This is a genomic window from Salipiger marinus, assembly GCF_900100085.1.
Classification (GTDB): Bacteria; Pseudomonadota; Alphaproteobacteria; order Rhodobacterales; family Rhodobacteraceae; genus Salipiger; species Salipiger marinus.
Genome location: NZ_FNEJ01000006.1, coordinates 108701 through 129088, shown reverse-complemented (window position 1 = coordinate 129088; position 20388 = coordinate 108701). Strand labels below are relative to the sequence as shown.

Sequence of the window (20388 nt, the reverse complement as noted above, 5' to 3'; positions counted from 1 at the left end):
GGCAGGGTTTCGCCGATCGCGACCAAAGGGGATAGGCAGGCCCGCCCGGTTTCGCTACCGGATTTCTGTCCTCAGAAGGGGTGTCTGGATGACCGCGTATTCCCGCCGTGCCTGCCTGTCGCTGCTGCTCCTGCCTCTGGCCGCCTGTGCCTCCGGTCCGCGCATGTCACAGGAAGAGCCTGAAACCTACGATCCGCCGCTGCATCCCAACGAGACGCCGCAGCTGCGCTTTCTCATCAACAAATGGTCGGATCACTACGAAGTGCCCCGGTCGCTGGTGCATCGGCTCGCGATCCGCGAAAGCAGCCACAATCCGGCGGCGCGCAACGGGCCCTATATGGGGCTTCTGCAGATCCTGCCGCAGACGGCGCAGACCATGGGTTTTCGCGGCGAGGCGACGGATCTGCTGAAGGCGGACACCAATCTGCAATATGGCGTGAAATACCTGCGCGGCGCGTGGCTTCTGGCGGATGGCAGCCATGACACCGCCATCGGCTGGTATGCGCGCGGCTATTATTACGAGGCCAAGCGCCGCGGCATGCTGGTGCAGACCGGGCTGCGCTCGGCGGGCTGATCAGCCGCCGAGCAGATGCAGCAGCCGCACCTCGGTGCGGCGCAGGCCGGGAATGTCCCGGGCATCGGCGGTGCGCTCCTGCCGCGCGGCCTCGTCCAGATCGGCGAGCGCGATCACCTCGGGATGGATATAGGACTTGCGGGCGATCGCGGGGGTGTTGTGCAGCCGCTCCGCCGCCGCCTCGGCCATGGCCTTGATGCTGGCAGGCCCGGGGCGCAGCGCTGCGTCCAGCGCCGCGACGGTGCCGGTCCATGTGCGGAAGGTCTTGGCAGTCAGGCGGTCATTGCCGGTGCGGTCCGCCAGAAAGGCATTCACCTCCTCCGACCGGATGCCATGCGGCGCGCCCGTCTCGTCCAGCCAGCCCAGAAGGTCCTGCCCGGGCAGATCGTCGAGCCGCGTCAGCGCGCGGTTCAGCGTGTGGTCGCGCAGCACCTGATCCACCGGCTTGCCGCCCTTGCCGGGAAAGCGCAGATGCAGCGCGCCGCCGTCAAGCTGCATATGGGCGCCGCGCAGGGTGGTGGCGCCAAAGGTGCGGTTTTCCTTGGCATAGCCCGCATTGCCGACCCGCAGCCCCGCCCGGTCCAGCAGCGCCAGCACCGCCGCCAGCGCGAAGCTGCGCTCGCCCGGATCATGGCTGCGCAGGTCGGCAAGGATGCGGCGGCGCAGGGCGGGCAGGGCGGCCCCAAATTCGGCCAGATGCGCGAACTTGCGCTCGGCGCGGAAGGCGGTCCAGTCCGGGTGATAGCGATACTGCTTGCGCGCCCGCGCGTCGCGTCCCGTGGCCTGCAGATGGCCATTGGCGCGCGGACAGATCCAGACATCCTCATAGGCGGGGGGCACCGCCAGCGCCGCGATGCGGGCGCGTTCGGCGCGGTCGTCGATCCGGGTGCCATCGGGCGCGGTGTAGCTGAAGCCGCGCCCGCAGCGGCGGCGCCGGATGCCGGGGCGGGTGTCGGGGAAATAGACAAGGTTGGGGGCACGGGACATGGGCGCGGAACGCGCGGCCCGCAGCACCGGTTCCGTGGCGGGTGCTTGCGCTTGAATGCCTCACACCTTCCTGTCACGTTGCCCTGCAATAACGCCGCAAAACGGAGGCCGATCATGCAGGACACACCCGGACAGCTGGACATCGTCACGCCCGACACGCCGGGGCCGGAGCTGTTCGACAATGCCGCCGCCGCCGTGGACCGGCTTTGCGCGCTTTATGCGCAGGCCGCCGAATTCCTGCGGGACAATTTCCTGCAGGCCATGGCCACCGGGCATCCGGGCGTGCGCTACCGCGCGTTTTATCCCGAACTGCGCATCACCACGACCAGCTTTGCCAAGGTCGACAGCCGCCTGAGCTTTGGCCATGTGTCGCAGCCCGGCACCCATGCCACCTCGGTCACGCGGCCGGATCTGTTCCGGCATTACCTGACGCAGCAGATCGGGCTTCTGATCGCCAATCATGGCGTGCCGGTGCAGGTGGGCCTGTCCACCACCCCGATGCCGGTGCATTTTGCCGTGGCCAATTACCCCGAACTGACCGTGCCGCAGGAAGGCGCGGGCGCCTTCATCCTGCGCGACGTGTTCGATGTGCCCGATCTGTCGACCACCAATGATGACATCGTCAATGGCGTGGCCCGTCCCGCGCCGGACGGGGCGGAGCCGCTGGCGCCCTTCACCGCGCAGCGGGTGGATTATTCACTGGCCCGGCTTGCGCATTACACCGCCACCGACCCCGAGCATTTCCAGAACCACGTGCTGTTCACCAACTACCAGTTCTATGTCAGCGAATTCGAGGCCTATGCCCGGCTGAAGCTGGCCGATCCGGACAGCGGCTATACCGCCTTTGTCTCCACCGGCAATGTGCAGATCACCAGATCCGACGAGGTGATCCCGCAAAGCCCCAAGATGCCGCAGATGCCGACCTATCACCTCAAGCGCGCCGACGGGTCGGGGATCACGCTGGTGAATATCGGGGTGGGGCCCTCCAACGCCAAGACCGCCACCGACCATATCGCGGTGCTGCGCCCGCATGCGTGGATCATGGTCGGCCATTGCGCCGGGCTGCGCAATTCGCAGTCGCTGGGGGATTTCGTGCTGGCCCATGCCTATCTGCGCGAGGACAAGGTGCTGGATGACGATCTGCCGGTCTGGGTGCCGATCCCGGCGCTGGCCGAGATTCAGGTGGCGCTGGAAGATGCGGTGGAAGAGGAAACCCAGCTGTCGGGCTATGACCTGAAGCGGGTGATGCGCACCGGCACCGTGGCCAGCGTCGACAACCGCAACTGGGAGCTGCGCGACCAGCGCGGCCCGGTGCAGCGGCTGAGCCAGTGCCGCGCCGTGGCGCTGGATATGGAAAGCGCCACCATCGCCGCCAACGGCTTCCGCTTCCGGGTGCCTTACGGCACGCTGCTCTGCGTCAGCGACAAGCCGCTGCATGGCGAGCTGAAGCTGCCGGGCATGGCCTCGGACTTTTACAAGACTCAGGTGGCGCGGCATCTGATGGTCGGCATCCGGGCCATGGAGCATCTGCGCTCCATGCCGCTGGAGCGGATTCACAGCCGCAAGCTGCGCAGTTTTGATGAAACGGCCTTCCTCTGACGCGCGGATATCGGCCAAAGCGCTTGCTTTTGCCCTTGCAAAAGCCCTGCAATCGTTGTGTTTGAGCGCGACCATCTGTTAGATACCCGCAATTGGGCCCTGAAGATCGGGCAGTTCAAGGAGACCATGAAATGGCCAAGCCGATGACCAAAACCCAACTCGTTGCCGCTCTGGCGGAAGAGATGGGGTCGGACAAGAAAACCGCATCCACCGCGCTGGACGCCCTGACCGGCATCATCACCAAGGAAGTCGCCGATGGCGGTTCCGTGACCCTGCCCGGCGTGGGCAAGATCTACTGCCGCGAGCGCCCCGAGCGCATGGTGCGCAACCCCGCCACCGGCGAGCAGTTCAAGAAAGAGGCCGACAAGGTGGTCAAGATGACGATCGCCAAGGCGCTGAAAGACAGCGTCAACGGCTGATCCGCGGACCATCCGCTGCAGTTGAAGGGTCGCCGCTGGCGACCCTTTTTTTGTTGCGAAATCCGTGGCCGGGGCGAAGCGGCGCCTAGCCCTGCGACAGCCGGGTGATCTGCTGGCCCTGTGCGTCGAAATTTTCGGGCGCAAGCCAGCGGTCCAGCCGGCTGCGCAGCGCGGGCCAGTCCTGATCGGTGATGGCATACCATGCGGTGTCGCGGTTGCGGCCCTTCACGATGGCGGCCTGCCGGAAGGTGCCCTCATAGGTGAAGCCCAGCCGTTCCGCAGCCCGGCGCGAGGGCGCGTTCAGCGCGTCGCATTTCCATTCATAGCGCCGGTAGCCCAGATCCTCGAAGGCGTGGCGCATCAGCAGGACCATGGCCTCGGTCGCGGCGGGGCGGCGCTGCAGCGCGGGGGCGTAGTGGATATGCCCGACCTCGATGCTGCCATTGGCGGGGTCGATGCGCAGATAACTTGCCATGCCCTGCGGTGTCTCGTCCGGAGCGCAGAGGGTAAAGAACAGCGGATCGCGGCTTTCGGCGCAGCGCGCGATCCAGTCGCGGCCTTCGGCGCGGCTGGCGAAAGGCCCGTAGGGCAGATAGGTCCAGCCGCGCCCGTCCGCATCCGCGTCAAAGGCGGCAAGCAGCGGCTCGGCATGATCTGCCTGCAGCGGCACCAGCGTGACCCAGCGCCCGGTCAGCGTGACGGGGTCGGGCCGGGGCCGCGGGCGGGGATCGGGGACGGGCAGCCCCACGGGCTGCCCGAGGTGGTTCTGCTGCGACGCGGTCATCTCAGACGGCGACGCGGCTCAGGGCATTGTCCACCGCCGTGATGATCTCGTCGACATCATCCTTGGTCACGATCAGCGGCGGGGCAAAGCACAGCGTGTTGTTCAGCCCGGGGATGGAGCGGTTGGTCATGCCGATGATGACCCCCTGCCGGTTCACATCCGCCACCACGGCGGCCACCTGTTTTTCATGCAGCGGCGCGCGGGACTCGCGGTCGGCGACCAGTTCGGCGCCAAGGAACAGCCCCTTGCCGCGCACGTCGCCCACCACGGCGTGCTTGTCCTTCAGCTCGCCCAGACGGCCCAGCATGTAATCGCCCATGCGGGTGCAGTTGCCCAGCAGATCCTCGTCTTCGATGATGCGCATGTTTTCCAGCGCGGCGGCGGGACCGGCGGTGCAGCCGCCAAAGGTGGAAATGTCGCGGAAATAGTTCATCGGATCGCTGGCATCGTCCTTGAACAGGTCGAACACCCGTTCCGAGGTGACGCAGCAGGCGATGGCGGCATAGCCCGAGGCCACGCCCTTGGCCATGGTCACAAAATCCGGCTCCACCCCGTAATGTTGGTAGCCGAACCAAGTGCCGGTGCGGCCCACGCCACAGACCACCTCGTCGATATGCAGCAGGATGTCATACTTACGGCAGATTTCCTGCACGCGCTCCCAGTAGCCGGGGGGCGGCACGATCACGCCGCCGCCTGCGGTCACCGGCTCCAGACACAGCGCGCCCACCGTGTCGGGGCCTTCGCGCAGGATCACCTCCTCGATGGCATCGGCGGCGCGCTGGCCATAGGCCTCGCCGCTCAGATCCCATTGTGCGCGGTATTCAAGGCAATGCGGCACCTCGACGAAGCCGGGGGCAAAGGGGCCATATTGCGCGTTGCGCTCCTGCTGGCCGCCGCCTGACAGGCAGGCGATGGTGGTGCCGTGATAGTCGCGTTCGCGATACAGGATCTTGTGCTTCTTGCCGCCGTAACGCTTGTGCGCGATCTGGCGCACCATCTTGAAGGCCTTCTCGTTGGCCTCGGATCCGGAGTTGCAGTAATAGACGCGGGACAGGCCCGGCATCTTTTCGATCAGCTTTTCGGCGTAAAGCGCGCCGGGGATCGAGCCTGCGGCGCCCGCGAAATAGTTGAGCTTCATCAGCTGTTCGGAGATCGCGTCCACGATGGATTTGCGGCCATAGCCCACATTCACCGTCCAGACCGCGCCCGACACGGCGTCCAGATGTTCGCGCCCGGTCTGGTCCCAGACGCGCAGGCCCTTGCCTTCGACGATGATGCGGGGATCGCCGGTTTCGAACTGCTTGTGCTGGGTCAGGTGGTGCCAGACATGGGCCTTGTCGGCCTCGATCACATGGGAAAGGTCGTTCTGGGAAAGCGAGCCGTCCATTTCGGGTCTCCTTGTCTCTGGGCCGGGCCGGCACGGGGCGGTCCACGGCGGGCCGGGGTCATTCGGGATCATAGCACATGATCCGGAAACGCACGGATGTCTTAGGGCCAGATCTGGGGCAAGGGTAAGGCCAGATTTCCTGATCCCCCGGATCCCTTGGCCTGCGCCCTGTGTGCTGCCGCAAAACCGGGCGGCGGAGTGCCGCATTTCCGGGCAGATGCCCCCGGCGCGCAGGTGTCGGGACCGCCGGATCCGGGGTTGGCCATTGAACGCCGCAGGGATTCCCGGTCGGATCGGGCCAAGCCCCGCCGCAACGATGCGGGGCGCCACACAGGGAGATGCGGATGACACGGACACGGGTGCTGACGGGGGCGGTGGCCGCTCTGGCGCTGATGGCGGGGGCTGCTCAGGCGCAGTCGGTGACGGTGGGCTATTTCCTCGAATGGCCGATGCCCTTCGAATATGCCAAGGCCAAGGGCCTCTATGACGAGGCGCTGGGCGTCCCGGTGAACTGGGTCAGCTTCGACACCGGCACCGCCATGTCCGCCGCCATGGCCTCGGGCGATGTGCATATGTCGGTAAGCCAAGGCGTGCCGCCCTTCGTGGTCGCGGCCTCTGCCGGGCAGGATCTGCAGATCCTCGACGTGGCGGTAAGCTATGCCGACAATGACAACTGCGTGGTGCGCAGCGAGCTGGAGATCGACAAGGACAGCGCGGGCGAACTGGCGGGCAAGAAGGTCGCCGTGCCGCTGGGCACCGCCGCGCATTACGGCTTTCTCAAGCAGATGAACCATTTTGGCGTCGACCTCGCCAGTCTGGAGATCGTGGACATGGCGCCGCCCGATGGCGCCGCCGCCATCGCGCAGGGGGCTGTGGACATGGCCTGCGGCTGGGGCGGGGCGCTGCGCCGGATGACAGAGCACGGCAACGTGCTGCTGACCGGCGCCGAGAAGGAGGATCTGGGCATCCTCGTCTTCGACGTGACCTCCGGCCCTGCCGCATGGGTGGCGGAAAACTCCGATCTGGTGGCAAAGTTTCTGGCCGTGACCGCCGAGGCGAATGCCATGTGGGCGGATGAGGCCAACCATGCCGAAATGCTGCCGGTGATCGCCAAGGATGCGGGCATGGACGAGGCCGCCACCGCCGAAACGCTGGCCACCTTCGTCTTTCCCACCGTCGAGGAGCAGATGACGGCGAAATGGCTGGGCGGCGGCGCGCAGGAGTTCATGAAGGGCGTGGCCGACGTGTTTGTCGAAGCCGGATCCATCGATGGCGCGCTCGACAGCTACGCCGATCATGTGAACACCGGGCCGCTGCAATCCGCCTCGGCCATGTAACCTGGGCCTCTGGCCTGTGACGGCGCGGCGGCCCTTGGGGTGCCGCGCCTTTCGTTTCCTGAAAGGCGGGGTGGTGATGACCGGGCTTTCCCTTGAAAACCTGTCGATGCGGTTCGATCTGCCGGGGGGCGGCACGGTTCAGGCGCTGAACGATGTGTCGCTGACGCTGGCGCGGGGTGAACTGCTGTCGGTGCTGGGGCCGTCGGGCTGTGGCAAGACCACGCTTCTGAACATCGTGGCGGGGTTTCTGGCCCCCACCGAAGGCGTGGTGCGGCTCAACGGCCATGAGGTGCGCGGCCCCGCCGCCGAACGCGGCATGGTGTTCCAGCAGGGCGCCCTGTTCGAATGGATGAACGTGCGCGAGAATGTCAGCTTTGGCCCGCGCATGGCCGGGCGGCGCGAACGCGACTGGGGCGCGCAGGTGGATCACCTGCTGGAGGTGGTGGGCCTGCACGCCTTCAAGGACAAGGCGGTCTATGAACTGTCGGGCGGCATGCAGCAGCGCGTGGCGCTGGCGAGGTGTCTGGCCAATGACCCGGACGTGATCCTGATGGACGAACCCTTGGGGGCGCTGGATGCGCTGACGCGCGAGAAGATGCAGAGCCTTGTGCTGAAGCTCTGGAAGGAAACCGGCAAGACCATCATCCTCATCACCCATTCCGTCGAAGAGGCGCTGCTTCTGGGCGAACGGCTGATCGTCATGGCGCCGCGCCCGGGCCGCATCCACCGCGAGTATCGGCTGCCCTTTGCCGATCTGGGGGCGGCGGAGGATCTGCGCTGCGTCAAGAAACATCCCGAATTTGCGCTGCGGCGCGAGGAAATCCTGAGCATGATCTGGGACATGGAAGAGGAAATCATGGGCCGCACCGAGGCCGCCACATGACCGTTCTGCTGATCTATCTGGTGGTGTTCGCGGCGTCGTTTGCGCTGGTGCGGCTGCTGGTGCACCGCAGCCTGTCGGGCATGGCAGCGCGCAAGACCGTGACCTTTGGCGATGAAAGCGCGGTGCGCCCCGACCGCGTCGCCTCGGTGCTGTCGGTGCTGACGATCTTCCTGCTTTGGGGGGCGTTCACCGGCTCGCACTGGGTGCCGGGATTCCTGCACGCGCCGGGGCCCTTCGTGGGCGAGGCGCGGTTCACCTATACCGCCGAGGCCGATGGCCTGCCGCCCGATGACGCCACGGTGACGGTGGCGGTGTCCCCGCTGGGAGAGGAGGCGGCGGCGCCTCAGGTGCCCGAAGGCGAGGGCTGGGCGAAGGATGACGCGGCCAGTGTCACCGCATGGCGGTCGGGCCTGATCCGGGTGGACGAGAACGATGCGGCGGGGCGCGATGCGGGCCATCGCGTGGTGGCGGTCAATGATGAGCCCATCAGCCCCGGCGGCGCGGTGCAGACCCCCTATGGCCGGGTCGGCATGTCGCCCAAGGGCACGCTGACTTTCGAGCCCGCGAAGGGCTGGCAGATGGAGCCGATCTGGCTGCCCGCCCCCGAAGCGGTGGTGGCGCGGCTGGTCGAAATCGCGCAGAACGGCTATCGCGACAGCACCCTGTGGGAACATCTGGGCTGGTCGCTGTGGCGCGTGGTGGCGGGCTTCGTGCTGGGGGCGCTGGTGGGGATTCCGCTGGGCTATGCCATGGGCCTGTCGGGCTGGTTCCGGGGCTGGTTCGACCCGATCGTGGAATTCATGCGCCCGGTGCCGCCGCTGGCCCTGATCCCGCTGGTGATCCTGTGGGCGGGCATCGGCGAGGCGGGCAAGATCATCCTGCTGTTTCTGGCAGCACTCTGGATCATGTGCATCGCGGCACGCTCTGGCGTGTCGGGGGTGAAAATCTCCAAGGTCCATGCCGCCTATGCGCTGGGCGCCAGCAAGGCGCAGATCCTGCGCCATGTCATCATCCCCAACTCGCTGCCCGACATCTTTACCGGGGCGCGGGTGGCCATGGGCGTGTGCTGGGGCACGGTGGTCGCCGCCGAACTGGTCGCGGCGGAAAAGGGCGCGGGCATGATGATCATGGTCGCGTCGAAATTCCAGCTGACCGACATCGTGCTGATGGGCATCATCCTGATCGGGGGCATCGGCTTTGCCATCGACGTGCTGATGCGCTGGGCGGAACGTGTGCTGGTGCCGTGGAAGGGCCGGGGCTGATGCCGGATCAGGCGCCCCATTGCGCGCGCAGCGCCGCCACCTGACCGTCCAGCCACAGCCGCGCGCCGTTCACCGCCTGCGTATAGCTTTCCAGCGCGGGGGCGGCGGCGGGCAGCATCTCGCTCAGGCGCGGGGCCATCAGGTAGATCCCCGCCGCCACCAGCCCCAGCAGCACCGCCACAAGAAAGCCCCGGCCAAAGCCGCCATTGCCCTCTGCCGCCTCTTCTTCCAGTGCGGCGCGGCCCTGCAGCGTTTCCACCGCGCGGCGTTCGCTGGTGGCGCGCAGCGTCTGATTGATTTCCTCGATATCGGGCAGCAGGTCGCGCCGGGAGGCGGCGGTGGCGGTGGCCGCCCCGCCGGTCGGGCCGATGGGATCGGGTTTCGGCGCGCTGCCGCCCACATGCCCCATGGGGTCGCGCGTGGCGCGCGCACGGCGCGCGGCCTCGTCATCGGCAGACCCGCTCAACCCCAGTTCGGGCTGGGTTTCCAGCCCTGGGCCTTCGGAGGAGCGGCGGCGCTTCTCGCGCTCGGCTTCCTCGCGCAGCACCTCGGCCACCGAGGGATCCAGCGCGCGGCCCCGGGCCGGGCGCACCGGGGCGGGCGGCTCTTCGGGCTCCGGGGCGGGCTCGGCCACGACAACGGGCTCTGGTTCGGGATCAGGGGCGCGGGGCGGTTCGGGGGGCTGCACCGGCGCCGGGGCGGGCGCGCTGTCATCGGCCTGTGACTGGAACCATGTATGGCCGCAGCCGGAGCACTGCACGTCGCGGCCCTCCTGCGGGATCGCGTCCCGGGGCACCTCGTATTGTGCGCCACACTTGGGGCAAATCAGCCGCATCTCGTCACCACCCGCTGCTCCGTCGGCGGCGTCCCGCCTTTGCGGACAATAGGTTGCCCGCAGGCCAAGGAAAAGCCCGTTTTCCCGCCTCCGCGCGGATTGCAACTGCAGCGAGGCTCGGGCACAACAGACCGACCCTCGGCAATACGGGTGATGGTGTGATTGAACTTGACCAGGTGGGCTACAGCTACGGCGGCGGAGAGCTTCTGACCGACCTGACGCTGCAGCTTGCCGCAGGGTCATTCCACTTCCTGACCGGCCCTTCGGGCGCGGGCAAGACCACGCTGCTGAAACTCTGTTACGGCGCGCTTATCCCCACGGCGGGGCAGGTGCGGCTGTTCGGACAGGACGTGCGCAGCATGGACCGCGACGCCATCGCGCTGGCGCGGCGCCGGGTGGGCGTGGTGCATCAGGACTGCCAGTTTCTGGACCATCTGCCGCTGGCGGAAAACGTGGCGCTGCCGCTCAGCGTCTCGGGCGGCTGGAGCAGCGGGCAGATGGGCAATCTCAACGAGCTTCTCGCCTGGGTCGGGCTGACCGGGCGCGCCACGGCGCTGCCGCCGGAACTGTCGGGCGGCGAACGGCAGCGCGCGGCGCTGGCCCGCGCCGTCATCATGTCGCCCGAGGTGGTGCTGGCCGACGAGCCCACCGGCAATGTCGATTGGGAGATGTCGCAGCGCCTGCTGCGCCTGCTGGTCGAACTGAACCGCATGGGCAAGACCATCCTGATCGCCACCCATGATCTGGCGCTGATCCGCGCCGCCAAGGCGCAGGTTTCGGCGCGGGTGCTGCGCATCTCCAACCGGCGGCTGCAGATGGCGGGGGCGGATCTGTGAGGGTGTCCCTTGGATCGCTGCGGGCGCTGGCGCGCGGGGATGCGGCGGCGGACCGGGTGGTGCCCCCCACCGGCTTCACCGCGCGGCTGACGCTGTTCGCCTCTGCCGCCATGTGTTTTCTGGCGGTCTTTGCGCTGGCGCTGTCGCTGGCGGCGGGACGGCTGGCCAGCAGCTGGGGCGACGAGCTGGCGCGCTCCTCGACGCTGCGCATCTCGGCGCCCTCGGGCGAGCAGGCGGCGCAGACCGCCGCCGCCCTGCGCCTGCTGGAGCAGACGCCCGGTGTCGCCCGCGCCCGCGCCCTGACCGAGGCGGAACAGCAGGCGCTGCTGGAGCCGTGGTTCGGCCCGGATCTGCCGCTGGCCAATCTGCCGGTGCCGCAGCTGATCGAGATCGTCGAGGATGCGACAGGCTATGACGCGGCGGGGCTGCGGCTGCGCCTGCAGGCCGAGGTGCCGGGGGCGGTGCTGGATGACCATACCCGCTGGCGCCGTCCGCTGGTGGCGGCGGCAAGCGGGCTGCGCCTGCTGGGCTGGGTGTCGATCCTGCTGATCGCAGGCACGGTGGGCGCGATGGTGACGCTGGCCGCCAATGCGGCGCTGGCCGCCAATGCGCAGGTGATCGCCGTGCTGCGGCTGGTGGGCGCCACCGATGCCTATATCGCCCGCGCCTTCGTGCGCCGCTTCACCCTGCGCGCGCTGACGGGGGCTGCGGCAGGGGTGGCGCTGGGGGTGGTGGCGGTGCTGCTGATGCCCGGCGCCGGATCCACGGCGGGGTTCCTGACCGGGCTGACCTTTGTCGGCTGGCACTGGATCTTCCCGCTGCTGGTGCCGCCGCTTGCGGCGGCGGTGGCCTTTGCCGCCACGGCGGCGGCGGCACGCCGTGTTCTAGGAGGTCTGAGCTGATGCGCGATGCGCTGCAATGGGTCCGGTCGGTGCTGTTCATCGTCCAGATGTATCTGATGATGGCCGTGATCGGCCTTGGCTGTTTCCCATGGGCGCTGGTCTCGCGCCGGGGCGCCCGCTTTGCCTGCATCAGCTGGTGCCGCTGGGTGCGCTGGTCGGCGTCATGGATGGTCGGCCTGCGCAGCGAGGTGCGCGGCACGCCCCCCAAGGGCGAGGTCATCATTGCCGCCAAGCATCAGAGCTTTTTCGACATCATCATGATCTTCTCGGCGGTGCCAGCGGCCAAGTTCATCATGAAACGCGAACTGCTCTGGACGCCGGTGCTGGGGCAATATGCCATGCGCATCGGCTGCGTGGCGGTGGACCGCAGCAAGCGCGGCGCCGCCATCGGCCAGATGCTGACGCAGGTGAAAAAGGGGCTGGTGCGGCCCGGCCAGCTGATCATCTATCCGCAGGGCACGCGGGTCGCGCCGGGAGTCAAGCTGCCCTATCGCGTCGGGGCCGCGCTGCTTTATGGCCAGACCGGGCAGACCTGCGTGCCTGCGGCCACCAATGTTGGGCTGTTCTGGCCGCGCCGGGGCATCCTGCGCAAGCCGGGGCTGGCGGTGGTGGAATTCCTGCCGCCGCTCGCGCCCGGGCTCAGCAAGAGCGAATTCCTGTCGCGGCTCGAACAGGAGATCGAGCCGGCTTCGGACCGGCTCATGGCAGAGGCGGGATTTTATGCGCAGGATTGACACGCTGCCCGAGCTGGAGGCGCTTTACGGGCAGGCTTCCGGTGCGGCGCTCGACAAGGTCGCGGGACGGCTGACACCCGCCTACCGGCGCTGGATCGCCGCGTCGCGGTTCTGCGTCATGGCCACCTGCGGCCCCGAAGGCATGGATGCCAGCCCGCGCGGCGATGATGGCCCGGTGGTGCTGGAACTGGACGCGGGCACGCTGGCGCTGCCCGACTGGCGCGGCAACAACCGGCTCGACAGCCTGCGTAACATCCTGCGCGACGGGCGCATCGCGCTGATGTTCATGGTGCCGGGGGACAATGCCGTGGTGCGGGTGAACGGCCGGGCATGGCTGACCGATGACGCAGACCTGCGCGCGCGCTTCACCCGGGACGGGCGCGAGCCTGCCACGGTGATCGTGATCGAGATCGCCGAGGTCTATGCCCAATGCCCCAAGGCGCTGCTGCGCTCGGGGCTCTGGGGCCGCGACGATGGCGCGCTGGTGCCGAGCCTTGGCGAGATCCTTGCGGAAATGACCCGCGGCGGGATCGAGGCCGGGGCGTGGGACCGGGACTACCCCGCCCGGGCCAGAGCCACGCTCTGGTAAGGGCGCCAGAAAATTTTTCGCAGGAAAATTTTCGGCGACAGGCCCTGCGCCACATAAATACGGCCCCCTCCGCGAAGAGGGGGCCGTTTGTCTGTCCGCGGGCGGGATCAGGAATGGATGGCGCCGTCGCCGCAGGCCAGCGCCGCCTCGCGCACCGCTTCCGAGAAGGTGGGATGCGCGTGGCAGGTCAGCGCCACATCCTCGGCGGAGGCGCCGAATTCCATCGCCACGCAGATCTCGTGGATCAGGTCGCCTGCCGACGGGCCGATGATGTGGCAGCCCAGCACCCGGTCGGTGTCCTTGTCGGCGAGGATCTTCACGAAGCCGTCGCCCGCAAACACCGCCTTGGCGCGGCCATTGCCCATGAAGGAGAACTTGCCGACCTTGTAGGCGCGGCCTTCCTCCTTCAGCTGGGCCTCGGTCTTGCCGACGGCGGCAACCTCGGGCCATGTGTAGATGACGCTGGGGATCACGTCGTAATTCACGTGGCCATGCTTGCCCGCGATCACCTCGGCGCAGGCCATGCCCTCGTCCTCGGCCTTGTGGGCCAGCATCGGGCCCTCGATGGCGTCGCCGATGGCATAGATGCCCTTGACCGAGGTCTGCCACTGCGCATCCGTCTCGATCTGCCCGCGCGAGGTCAGCTTGACCCCCAACGCGTCAAGACCCAGCCCCTTGGTCACCGGCTTGCGGCCCGTGGCGCAGAGCACCACATCGGCCTCGACCGTGTGGTCGCTGTCATCCTTGCGCAGCTTGTAAGTGACCGTGGCCTTGCCGCCCTTGGTCTCCACACCCGACACGGCGGCGCCGAGGGTGAACTCCATGCCCTGCTTCTGCAGCAGCTTCTGGAAGGCGCGCTGCACTTCCGGATCCATGCCGGGGGTGATGTGGTCGAGATATTCGATCACCTGCACCTCGGATCCAAGCCGGGCATAGACCGAGCCCATTTCCAGCCCGATGACGCCCGCGCCGATCACCACCAGCTTTTTCGGGATCTTGCCCAGGTCCAGCGCGCCGGTGGAGGTGACCACGATCTTTTCGTCCACCTCGACCTTGGCGCCGGGCACCGGGGCGGGTTCGGAGCCCGACGCGATGATGATCGCCTTGGCCTCATGGGTCTCGTCGCCGACCTTGACGCGGCCCGCCTCGGGGATGGTGCCCCAGCCCTTGATCCAGTCGATCTTGTTCTTCTTGAACAGAAATTCGATGCCCTTGGTGTTCTGGCCGATCACGTCATCCTTGTAGGAAAGCATCTGTTTCCAGTCGACCTTCACCTTGCCGGCGCTGAGGCCCATCTTGGCGAAGTTGTGCTCGGCCTCGTGCAGCTGGTGGGAGGCGTGCAGCAGCGCCTTGGAAGGGATGCAGCCCACGTTGAGGCAGGTGCCGCCAAGCGTGTCGCGGCCTTCGACGCAGGCGGTTTTCAGGCCCAGCTGGGCGCAGCGGATGGCGGCGACATAGCCGCCGGGGCCTGCGCCGATCACGATGACGTCATATTGTGCCATGGGAGTCTCCTATCGGGTCAAACGGGGGCGTGGGGCGGGCGGTGCCGCAGCCTCGCGCGGTGTGGGGCGGGGGAAAGGGGGGCGCTGCCCCCCGTCGCTGACGCGACTCCCCCCGGGATATTTGTGGTCAGAAGAAGGGTCATGTCAGCGCCGCGATCAGCAGGATCATGGTGGCGGCAAAGCCCATGGCCCAGATCAGCGAGCGCCATGGCGTCCAGCCGAAGAGATAGGCGGGCACATAGAGCACCCGGGCGCCCAGATAGACCAGCGCGCAGGCCCCGGTGAGCGCGTTGCCCTGATCGGCGAAGGTCACCACCCCGGCGGCGATGCCGAACAGGATCAGCGCTTCGAAATGGTTCTGCAGCGCCCGCTGCGCGCGGCCCGCATAGCCGGTCAGCTCGCGTTTCTGATCGCGGGGGGAGGCCGCGTATTTCGGGCCGACCTGACGCTGGGCGAGGATCGAGAACAGCAGGAACTGCAGGCCCTGAAGCAGGGCGGCGAGGGTGAGGGCGGTCAGTTCGGGCGTCATGGCTCAGATCAGGCTCGCGACGATCATCAGGAGGGTGGCGAGCAGTCCTGCGGTGAAGATGAGCGACCGCCATGGCACCCAGCCGAAGGCATAGGCGGGCAGATAGAGCGCGCGGGCGGCCACATAGACCCAAGCGGCGGTGGCGGTGAGCCAGCTGCTGCTGCCGGTCATCTGCACCAGCACCACGGCGATGATGAAAAGCCCGGTGTTTTCCACATGGTTGGCGAGCGCGCGGCGCAGGCGGGCGGTGCGCGGCGAGATCCGCGCCTCGAGGTTTTCACGGGTGCCAACATTGCCGTCTTTGCCGATATCGCCGTTCAGCGCCTGCTGCGACCACATCACGGCGGCCAGATGCACCAGCACACTGGCGGCAAGGGCGGCCAGTTCCGGGGTCATGCCGTCCTCAGGAAATGCGACTCGGCAGGGCCATGGCCAAGCGCGCCGGCCTCTGACAGCCAGTTCCGCGCCTTGGCGGCGTCATTGACCGAGAACAGCGCCCAGCGGGTGGCGCCCTCGGCGGTCCAGAGCTGCAGGAGCGTCAGGCCCGCAGCGGCACGGGTTTCGGCATCGTCATCGAACCGGGTCTGGTCGAAGGCGTCAAAGCGAAGCAGAAGCTGCTGGCTCATGGGGCTGTCCTTTCGCCGGTCGGGGGCGCGCCCCGCCGGATCGGGCGGGGCGCGAAGGTCATCGGATCACAGATCCATCAGCAGGCGGCGCGGATCCTCGAGCGCGTCCTTGACGCGGACGAGGAAGGTCACGGCGCCCTTGCCGTCGACGACGCGGTGATCGTAGCTGAGCGCCAGATACATCATCGGGCGGATCTCGATCTTGCCGTTGATGACCATGGGCCGGTCCTGAATCTTGTGCATGCCGAGGATGCCCGACTGCGGGGGGTTCAGGATGGGCGAGGACATCAGCGAGCCATAGACGCCGCCATTGGAGATGGTGAAGGTGCCGCCCTGCATTTCCGCCATGCTGAGCTTGCCGTCGCGGGCGCGCTTGCCCTTTTCGCCGATCTCATTCTCGATCTCGGCGAAGCTCTTCTGGTCGACGTCGCGGATCACCGGCACCACGAGCCCCTGCGGGGTGCCCGCGGCGATGCCCATGTGGACGAAGTTCTTGTAGACCACATCGGTGCCGTCGATTTCGGAATTGACCTCGGGCACTTCTTTCAGGGCATGCACGCAGGCCTTGGTGAAGAAGGACATGAAGCCAAGACGCACGCCGTGCTTCTTCTCGAACTGGTCCTTGTAGGTGTTGCGCAGCGACATCACCTCGGTCATGTCCACCTCGTTATAGGTGGTGAGCATGGCGGCGGTGTTCTGCGCGTCCTTGAGCCGCTTGGCGATGGTCTGGCGCAGGCGGGTCATCTTCACCCGTTCTTCGCGCGCCGCATCCTCGGCGGGGCTGGGGGCGCGCTGCGCGCTGGCGGGGGCGGCTGCGGGGGCCGGCGCCGATTTGGCGGCGGAGACGGCGGCGGACACGTCCGATTTCATCACCCGGCCATCCCGGCCCGAACCGCTGACCTGATCGCGCGACAGACCGGCCTCTGCCATGGCCTTCTTGGCGGAGGGCGCATCCTCGATATCGCCCTTGGGCCCGGCATTGCCAGCGGGGGGCGTGTCATACTGGGTGTCGCCCGGCACTTCGGCGGCGGGTTTCACCGCGCCATCGCCCGAGGTCAGCACAGCCAGCTGGCCACCGGCCTGCACGGTGCTGCCTTCTTCGGCAAGGATCTGGCCCAGCACGCCTGCGGCGGGCGAGGGCACTTCCACCGACACCTTGTCGGTTTCCAGCTCGCACAGCATCTCGTCCTGCGCGACGCTGTCGCCCACGTTCTTGAACCATGTGGCGACGGTGGCTTCGGAGACGGATTCACCCAGCGTGGGCACCATCACCTTGACCTCGGTGCCGGAGGCGGAGGCGGCGGCAGCGGCCTTGTCATCGGCCTTCTTGGCGGAGGGCCGTTCCTCGACCGTCTCGGACCCGGCTTCGCCTGCGGGGGCGATATTGGCCAGCAGGGCATCGACGCCGACGGTGTCGCCTTCCTGCGCCACGATGTCCGCAAGCTTGCCGGACACCGGCGAGGGCACTTCGACGGTGACCTTGTCGGTTTCAAGCTCGCAGAGCATCTCGTCGACGGCGACGCTGTCACCCGGTTTCTTGAACCAGGTGGCCACGGTCGCCTCGGTCACGGATTCGCCCAGCGTGGGGACGCGCACTTCGGTCGTCATCGTTTCAGTTCCCTTCGATCGTCAGCGCCTCGTTCACGAGCGCCTCTTGCTGTGCTTTGTGCTGGCTGGCCAGACCCGTCGCGGGCGAGGCCGAGGTGGCGCGGCCCACATAGACAGGCCGCTTGTGGGTCGCGTCGATGCGGCCCAGCACCCATTCGATATTCGGCTCGATGAAGGTCCAGGCGCCCTGGTTCTTCGGCTCTTCCTGACACCAGATCATCTGCGCGCCCTTGAACCGCTCCAGCTCCTTGACGAGGCTCAGCGCGGGGAAGGGGTAGAACTGTTCGATCCGCAGCAGATAGACATCGTCGATGCCACGGGCGTCGCGTTCTTCCAGCAGGTCGTAATAGACCTTGCCCGCGCACATCACCACGCGGCGGATCTTGTCATCCGCCACCAGCTTGGTTTCCGAATGGCCCTTTTCGGCATCGTCCCAGAGCACGCGGTGGAAGCTCGACCCGGTGGAGAAATCGGCAGCATCCGACACGGCCAGCTTGTGGCGCAGCAGGGATTTCGGCGTCATCAGGATCAGCGGCTTGCGGTAGCTGCGGTGCAGCTGGCGGCGCAGGATGTGGAAGTAGTTCGCCGGGGTCGAGACGTTCGCGACGATCCAGTTGTCCTGCCCGCACATCTGCAGGAAGCGTTCCAGACGCGCCGAGCTGTGCTCCGGCCCCTGACCCTCGTAGCCATGCGGCAGCAGGCAGACGAGGCCGGACATGCGCAGCCACTTGGATTCGCCCGAGCTGATGAACTGGTCGAACATGATCTGCGCGCCGTTGGCGAAATCGCCGAACTGTGCTTCCCACAGGGTCAGCGCGTTGGGTTCCGCCAGCGAATAGCCGTATTCGAACCCGGCCACCGCGTATTCGGACAGCGCGCTGTCGATCACCTCGTAGCGGGCCTGACCCTCGCGGATGTGGTTGAGCGGGTAGTACCGCTCTTCGGTGTCCTGATTGATCAGGCCGGAATGACGCTGCGAGAAGGTGCCGCGCGTGCTGTCCTGACCGGCCAGACGCACCGGATAGCCTTCGGTGAGCAGCGCGCCAAAGGCCATGGCCTCTGCCGTGGCCCAGTCGAAGCCGTGCCCGCTTTCGAACATCTGCGCCCGCGCTTCAAGGAAGCGGCCCACCGTCTTGTGGAGCGGGAAGCCCTCCGGCACCGTGGTCAGGCCCTTGCCGATCTCTGCAAGGGTCTCTTCCTTGATGGCGGTCTCGCCGCGCTGGTAATTGCCTTCCTTCTGGGCATCCAGATGCGACCAGCGCCCGTCCAGCCAGTCGGCCTTGTTGGGCTTGTAGGTCTTGCCCGCCTCGAATTCCTCGTTGAGCTTGGCCTGAAACGCGGCCTTCATGTCCTCGATCTCGCCCTCGGGGATAAGACCGTCCTTGACCAGCCGTTCGGTGTAGAGCGTCAGCGTGGTCTTGTGACCCTTGATCTGCTTGTACATGATCGGGTTGGTGAACATGGGCTCGTCGCCTTCGTTGTGACCGAAGCGACGGTAGCAGAACATGTCGATGACCACGTCCTTGCCGAATTTCTGGCGGAACTCGATCGCGACCTTGGCGGCATGCACCACCGCCTCGGGATCGTCGCCATTGACGTGGAAGATCGGCGCCTCGACCACCAGCGCGTTGTCGGTGGGGTAGGGCGAGGAGCGCGAGAAATGCGGCGCCGTGGTAAAGCCGATCTGGTTGTTCACCACGATATGGATGGTGCCGCCGGTGCGGTGCCCGCGCAGGCCCGAGAGCGCGAAACATTCCGCGACAACGCCCTGACCCGCAAAGGCCGCGTCACCATGCAGCAGCACGGGCAGCACCTGCTTGCGGTCGCCATCGCCCAGCTGGTCCTGCTTGGCGCGGACCTTGCCCAGCACGACCGGGTTCACCGCCTCGAGGTGAGAGGGGTTGGCGGTCAGCGACAGGTGCACCTTGTTGCCGTCGAACTCGCGGTCCGAAGAGGCGCCGAGATGGTATTTCACGTCGCCCGATCCGTCCACGTCCTCGGGCTTGAAGCTGCCGCCCTGAAATTCGTTGAAGATCGCGCGGTAGGGTTTCTGCAGCACGTTGGCCAGCACCGACAGACGGCCCCGGTGCGGCATGCCGAAGATCACTTCCTTGATCCCCAGCGCGCCGCCGCGCTTGATGATCTGCTCCATCGCCGGGATCAGGCTTTCGCCGCCATCAAGACCAAAGCGCTTGGTCCCCATGTATTTGACATGCAGGAACTTTTCGAAGCCTTCGGCCTCCACCATCTTGTTGAGGATCGCCTTGCGGCCCTCGCCGGTGAACTTGACTTCCTTGCCGTAGCCCTCGATCCGCTCCTTCAGCCATGCCGACTGTTCGGGATCGGAAATATGCATGTATTGCAGCGCGAAGGTGCCGCAATAGGTCCGCTTCAGCACCCCCATGATCTCGCGCATGGAGGCCACCTGCAGCCCCAGCACGTTGTCGATGAAGATGGGCCGGTCCATGTCGGCCTCGGCAAAGCCATAGGCCTTGGGGTCAAGCTCGGGATGCGGGTCGCGGCCATGCAGGCCCAGCGGATCCAGATCGGCGGCGAAATGGCCGCGGATGCGGTAGGCGCGGATGATCATCAGCGCGCGGATCGAATCCAGCACGGCGCGCTTCACCTGATCGTCGCTCAGGTTGACGCCCTTTTCGGCGGCCTTCTCGGCAATCTTGCGGCCCGCGCCCTTGGCTTCGGCGGGGGCGGCCATCGGCCATTCGCCGGTCAGCGCGGCGGTCAGGTCGTCATTGGGCACCGGCGGCCAGTCGGCGCGCTGCCACGAGGCGCCCTGCGCCTCTTTCTTCACGCTGGTCTCGTCATCGCCAAGCGCGCGGAAGAACTCGGCCCAGGCCTCGTCCACCGCCTTGGGGTCGGTGGCGTAGCGGGCATACATCTGTTCGAGATATTCCGCGTTCGCGCCCTGCATGAAGCTGAGGGCGTGAAACTGGTCGTTTGAGCTTTGATCCGTCATTGCGCGTATTCCTTTTCGACC

General features: G+C 67.0%; 20 protein-coding genes. 10 read left to right on the top strand and 10 right to left on the bottom strand.

Annotation, left to right across the window (positions count from 1 at the left end; all coding sequences use genetic code 11):
- The first annotated feature begins 88 nt into the window (after nt 1-88).
- Nucleotides 89-574: a transglycosylase SLT domain-containing protein gene (locus BLR51_RS08465; RefSeq protein WP_089845876.1), complete on the top strand. Its 486-nt coding sequence runs from the start codon at nt 89-91 to the stop codon at nt 572-574.
- Here the strand turns inward: BLR51_RS08465 and BLR51_RS08460 are convergent, their stop codons facing one another.
- Nucleotides 575-1561 carry a DNA topoisomerase IB gene (locus BLR51_RS08460; RefSeq protein WP_089846114.1) on the bottom strand — a complete coding sequence of 329 codons (987 nt, stop codon included), beginning with the start codon at nt 1559-1561 and terminating at the stop codon, nt 575-577.
- 114 nt (nt 1562-1675) lie between these two features.
- On the opposite strand from BLR51_RS08460, the gene BLR51_RS08455 reads away from it, so the two are divergent.
- Nucleotides 1676-3160, top strand: a complete 1485-nt coding sequence (locus BLR51_RS08455; RefSeq protein WP_089845875.1) for an AMP nucleosidase — start codon at nt 1676-1678, stop codon at nt 3158-3160.
- A gap of 131 nt (nt 3161-3291) precedes the next feature.
- On the top strand, nt 3292-3579 hold the full coding sequence (locus tag BLR51_RS08450; protein ID WP_089845874.1) for an HU family DNA-binding protein: 288 nt from the start codon (nt 3292-3294) through the stop codon (nt 3577-3579).
- A gap of 85 nt (nt 3580-3664) precedes the next feature.
- Here BLR51_RS08450 and BLR51_RS08445 read toward each other — a convergent pair whose 3' ends face one another.
- Both BLR51_RS08445 and BLR51_RS08440 read right to left on the bottom strand, forming a co-directional pair.
- Nucleotides 3665-4363: a GNAT family N-acetyltransferase gene (locus BLR51_RS08445; RefSeq protein ID WP_089845873.1), complete on the bottom strand. Its 699-nt coding sequence runs from the start codon at nt 4361-4363 to the stop codon at nt 3665-3667.
- 1 nt (nt 4364) lies between these two features.
- Complete coding sequence (locus BLR51_RS08440) at nt 4365-5750, bottom strand: aminotransferase family protein (protein ID WP_089845872.1); 1386 nt, start codon at nt 5748-5750, stop codon at nt 4365-4367.
- Between the two features lie 344 nt (nt 5751-6094).
- Between BLR51_RS08440 and BLR51_RS08435 the strand changes: the two genes are divergently transcribed.
- From BLR51_RS08435 to BLR51_RS08425, 3 genes are all read left to right on the top strand, one after another.
- A complete protein-coding gene (locus BLR51_RS08435) occupies nt 6095-7087 on the top strand; it encodes a taurine ABC transporter substrate-binding protein (RefSeq protein ID WP_089845871.1) in 993 nt (330 codons plus the stop codon).
- 76 nt (nt 7088-7163) lie between these two features.
- On the top strand, nt 7164-7970 hold the full coding sequence (locus tag BLR51_RS08430; protein WP_089845870.1) for an ATP-binding cassette domain-containing protein: 807 nt from the start codon (nt 7164-7166) through the stop codon (nt 7968-7970).
- Nucleotides 7967-9232, top strand: coding sequence for an ABC transporter permease (locus BLR51_RS08425; RefSeq protein ID WP_089845869.1), 1266 nt, complete (start codon nt 7967-7969; stop codon nt 9230-9232). The genes BLR51_RS08430 and BLR51_RS08425 overlap by 4 nt, the downstream gene beginning before the upstream one ends.
- A gap of 7 nt (nt 9233-9239) precedes the next feature.
- Here the strand turns inward: BLR51_RS08425 and BLR51_RS08420 are convergent, their stop codons facing one another.
- Nucleotides 9240-10067 (bottom strand): zinc-ribbon domain-containing protein, encoded by an 828-nt coding sequence (locus tag BLR51_RS08420; RefSeq protein WP_089845868.1) that lies wholly within the window; start codon nt 10065-10067, stop codon nt 9240-9242.
- Between the two features lie 158 nt (nt 10068-10225).
- On the opposite strand from BLR51_RS08420, the gene BLR51_RS08415 reads away from it, so the two are divergent.
- The 4 genes from BLR51_RS08415 to BLR51_RS08400 are packed head-to-tail and all read left to right on the top strand — an operon-like array spanning nt 10226 to nt 13128.
- Nucleotides 10226-10903, top strand: a complete 678-nt coding sequence (locus BLR51_RS08415) for a cell division ATP-binding protein FtsE (RefSeq protein WP_089845867.1) — start codon at nt 10226-10228, stop codon at nt 10901-10903.
- A 2-nt stretch (nt 10904-10905) separates the two neighbouring features.
- Nucleotides 10906-11805 carry a cell division protein FtsX gene (locus BLR51_RS08410; RefSeq protein WP_375342682.1) on the top strand — a complete coding sequence of 300 codons (900 nt, stop codon included), beginning with the start codon at nt 10906-10908 and terminating at the stop codon, nt 11803-11805.
- Complete coding sequence (locus BLR51_RS08405; RefSeq protein WP_089845865.1) at nt 11805-12539, top strand: lysophospholipid acyltransferase family protein; 735 nt, start codon at nt 11805-11807, stop codon at nt 12537-12539. Before BLR51_RS08410 ends, BLR51_RS08405 begins: the two co-directional genes overlap by 1 nt.
- Nucleotides 12526-13128 (top strand): pyridoxamine 5'-phosphate oxidase family protein, encoded by a 603-nt coding sequence (locus tag BLR51_RS08400; RefSeq protein WP_089845864.1) that lies wholly within the window; start codon nt 12526-12528, stop codon nt 13126-13128. Before BLR51_RS08405 ends, BLR51_RS08400 begins: the two co-directional genes overlap by 14 nt.
- Before the next feature lie 107 nt (nt 13129-13235).
- Here the strand turns inward: BLR51_RS08400 and lpdA are convergent, their stop codons facing one another.
- The 6 genes from lpdA to BLR51_RS08370 form a co-directional block, all read right to left on the bottom strand.
- Nucleotides 13236-14630 (bottom strand): dihydrolipoyl dehydrogenase, encoded by a 1395-nt coding sequence (gene lpdA / locus BLR51_RS08395; RefSeq protein ID WP_089845863.1) that lies wholly within the window; start codon nt 14628-14630, stop codon nt 13236-13238.
- Between the two features lie 139 nt (nt 14631-14769).
- Nucleotides 14770-15159, bottom strand: coding sequence for an MAPEG family protein (locus tag BLR51_RS08390; protein ID WP_089845862.1), 390 nt, complete (start codon nt 15157-15159; stop codon nt 14770-14772).
- A 3-nt stretch (nt 15160-15162) separates the two neighbouring features.
- Nucleotides 15163-15555: an MAPEG family protein gene (locus BLR51_RS08385; protein ID WP_089845861.1), complete on the bottom strand. Its 393-nt coding sequence runs from the start codon at nt 15553-15555 to the stop codon at nt 15163-15165.
- On the bottom strand, nt 15552-15785 hold the full coding sequence (locus BLR51_RS08380) for a hypothetical protein (RefSeq protein WP_089845860.1): 234 nt from the start codon (nt 15783-15785) through the stop codon (nt 15552-15554). The genes BLR51_RS08385 and BLR51_RS08380 overlap by 4 nt, the downstream gene beginning before the upstream one ends.
- A 66-nt stretch (nt 15786-15851) precedes the next feature.
- Complete coding sequence (gene odhB, locus BLR51_RS08375) at nt 15852-17393, bottom strand: 2-oxoglutarate dehydrogenase complex dihydrolipoyllysine-residue succinyltransferase (protein WP_089845859.1); 1542 nt, start codon at nt 17391-17393, stop codon at nt 15852-15854.
- A 4-nt stretch (nt 17394-17397) separates the two neighbouring features.
- Nucleotides 17398-20367: a 2-oxoglutarate dehydrogenase E1 component gene (locus tag BLR51_RS08370; RefSeq protein ID WP_089845858.1), complete on the bottom strand. Its 2970-nt coding sequence runs from the start codon at nt 20365-20367 to the stop codon at nt 17398-17400.
- Between the last annotated feature and the right edge of the window lie 21 nt (nt 20368-20388).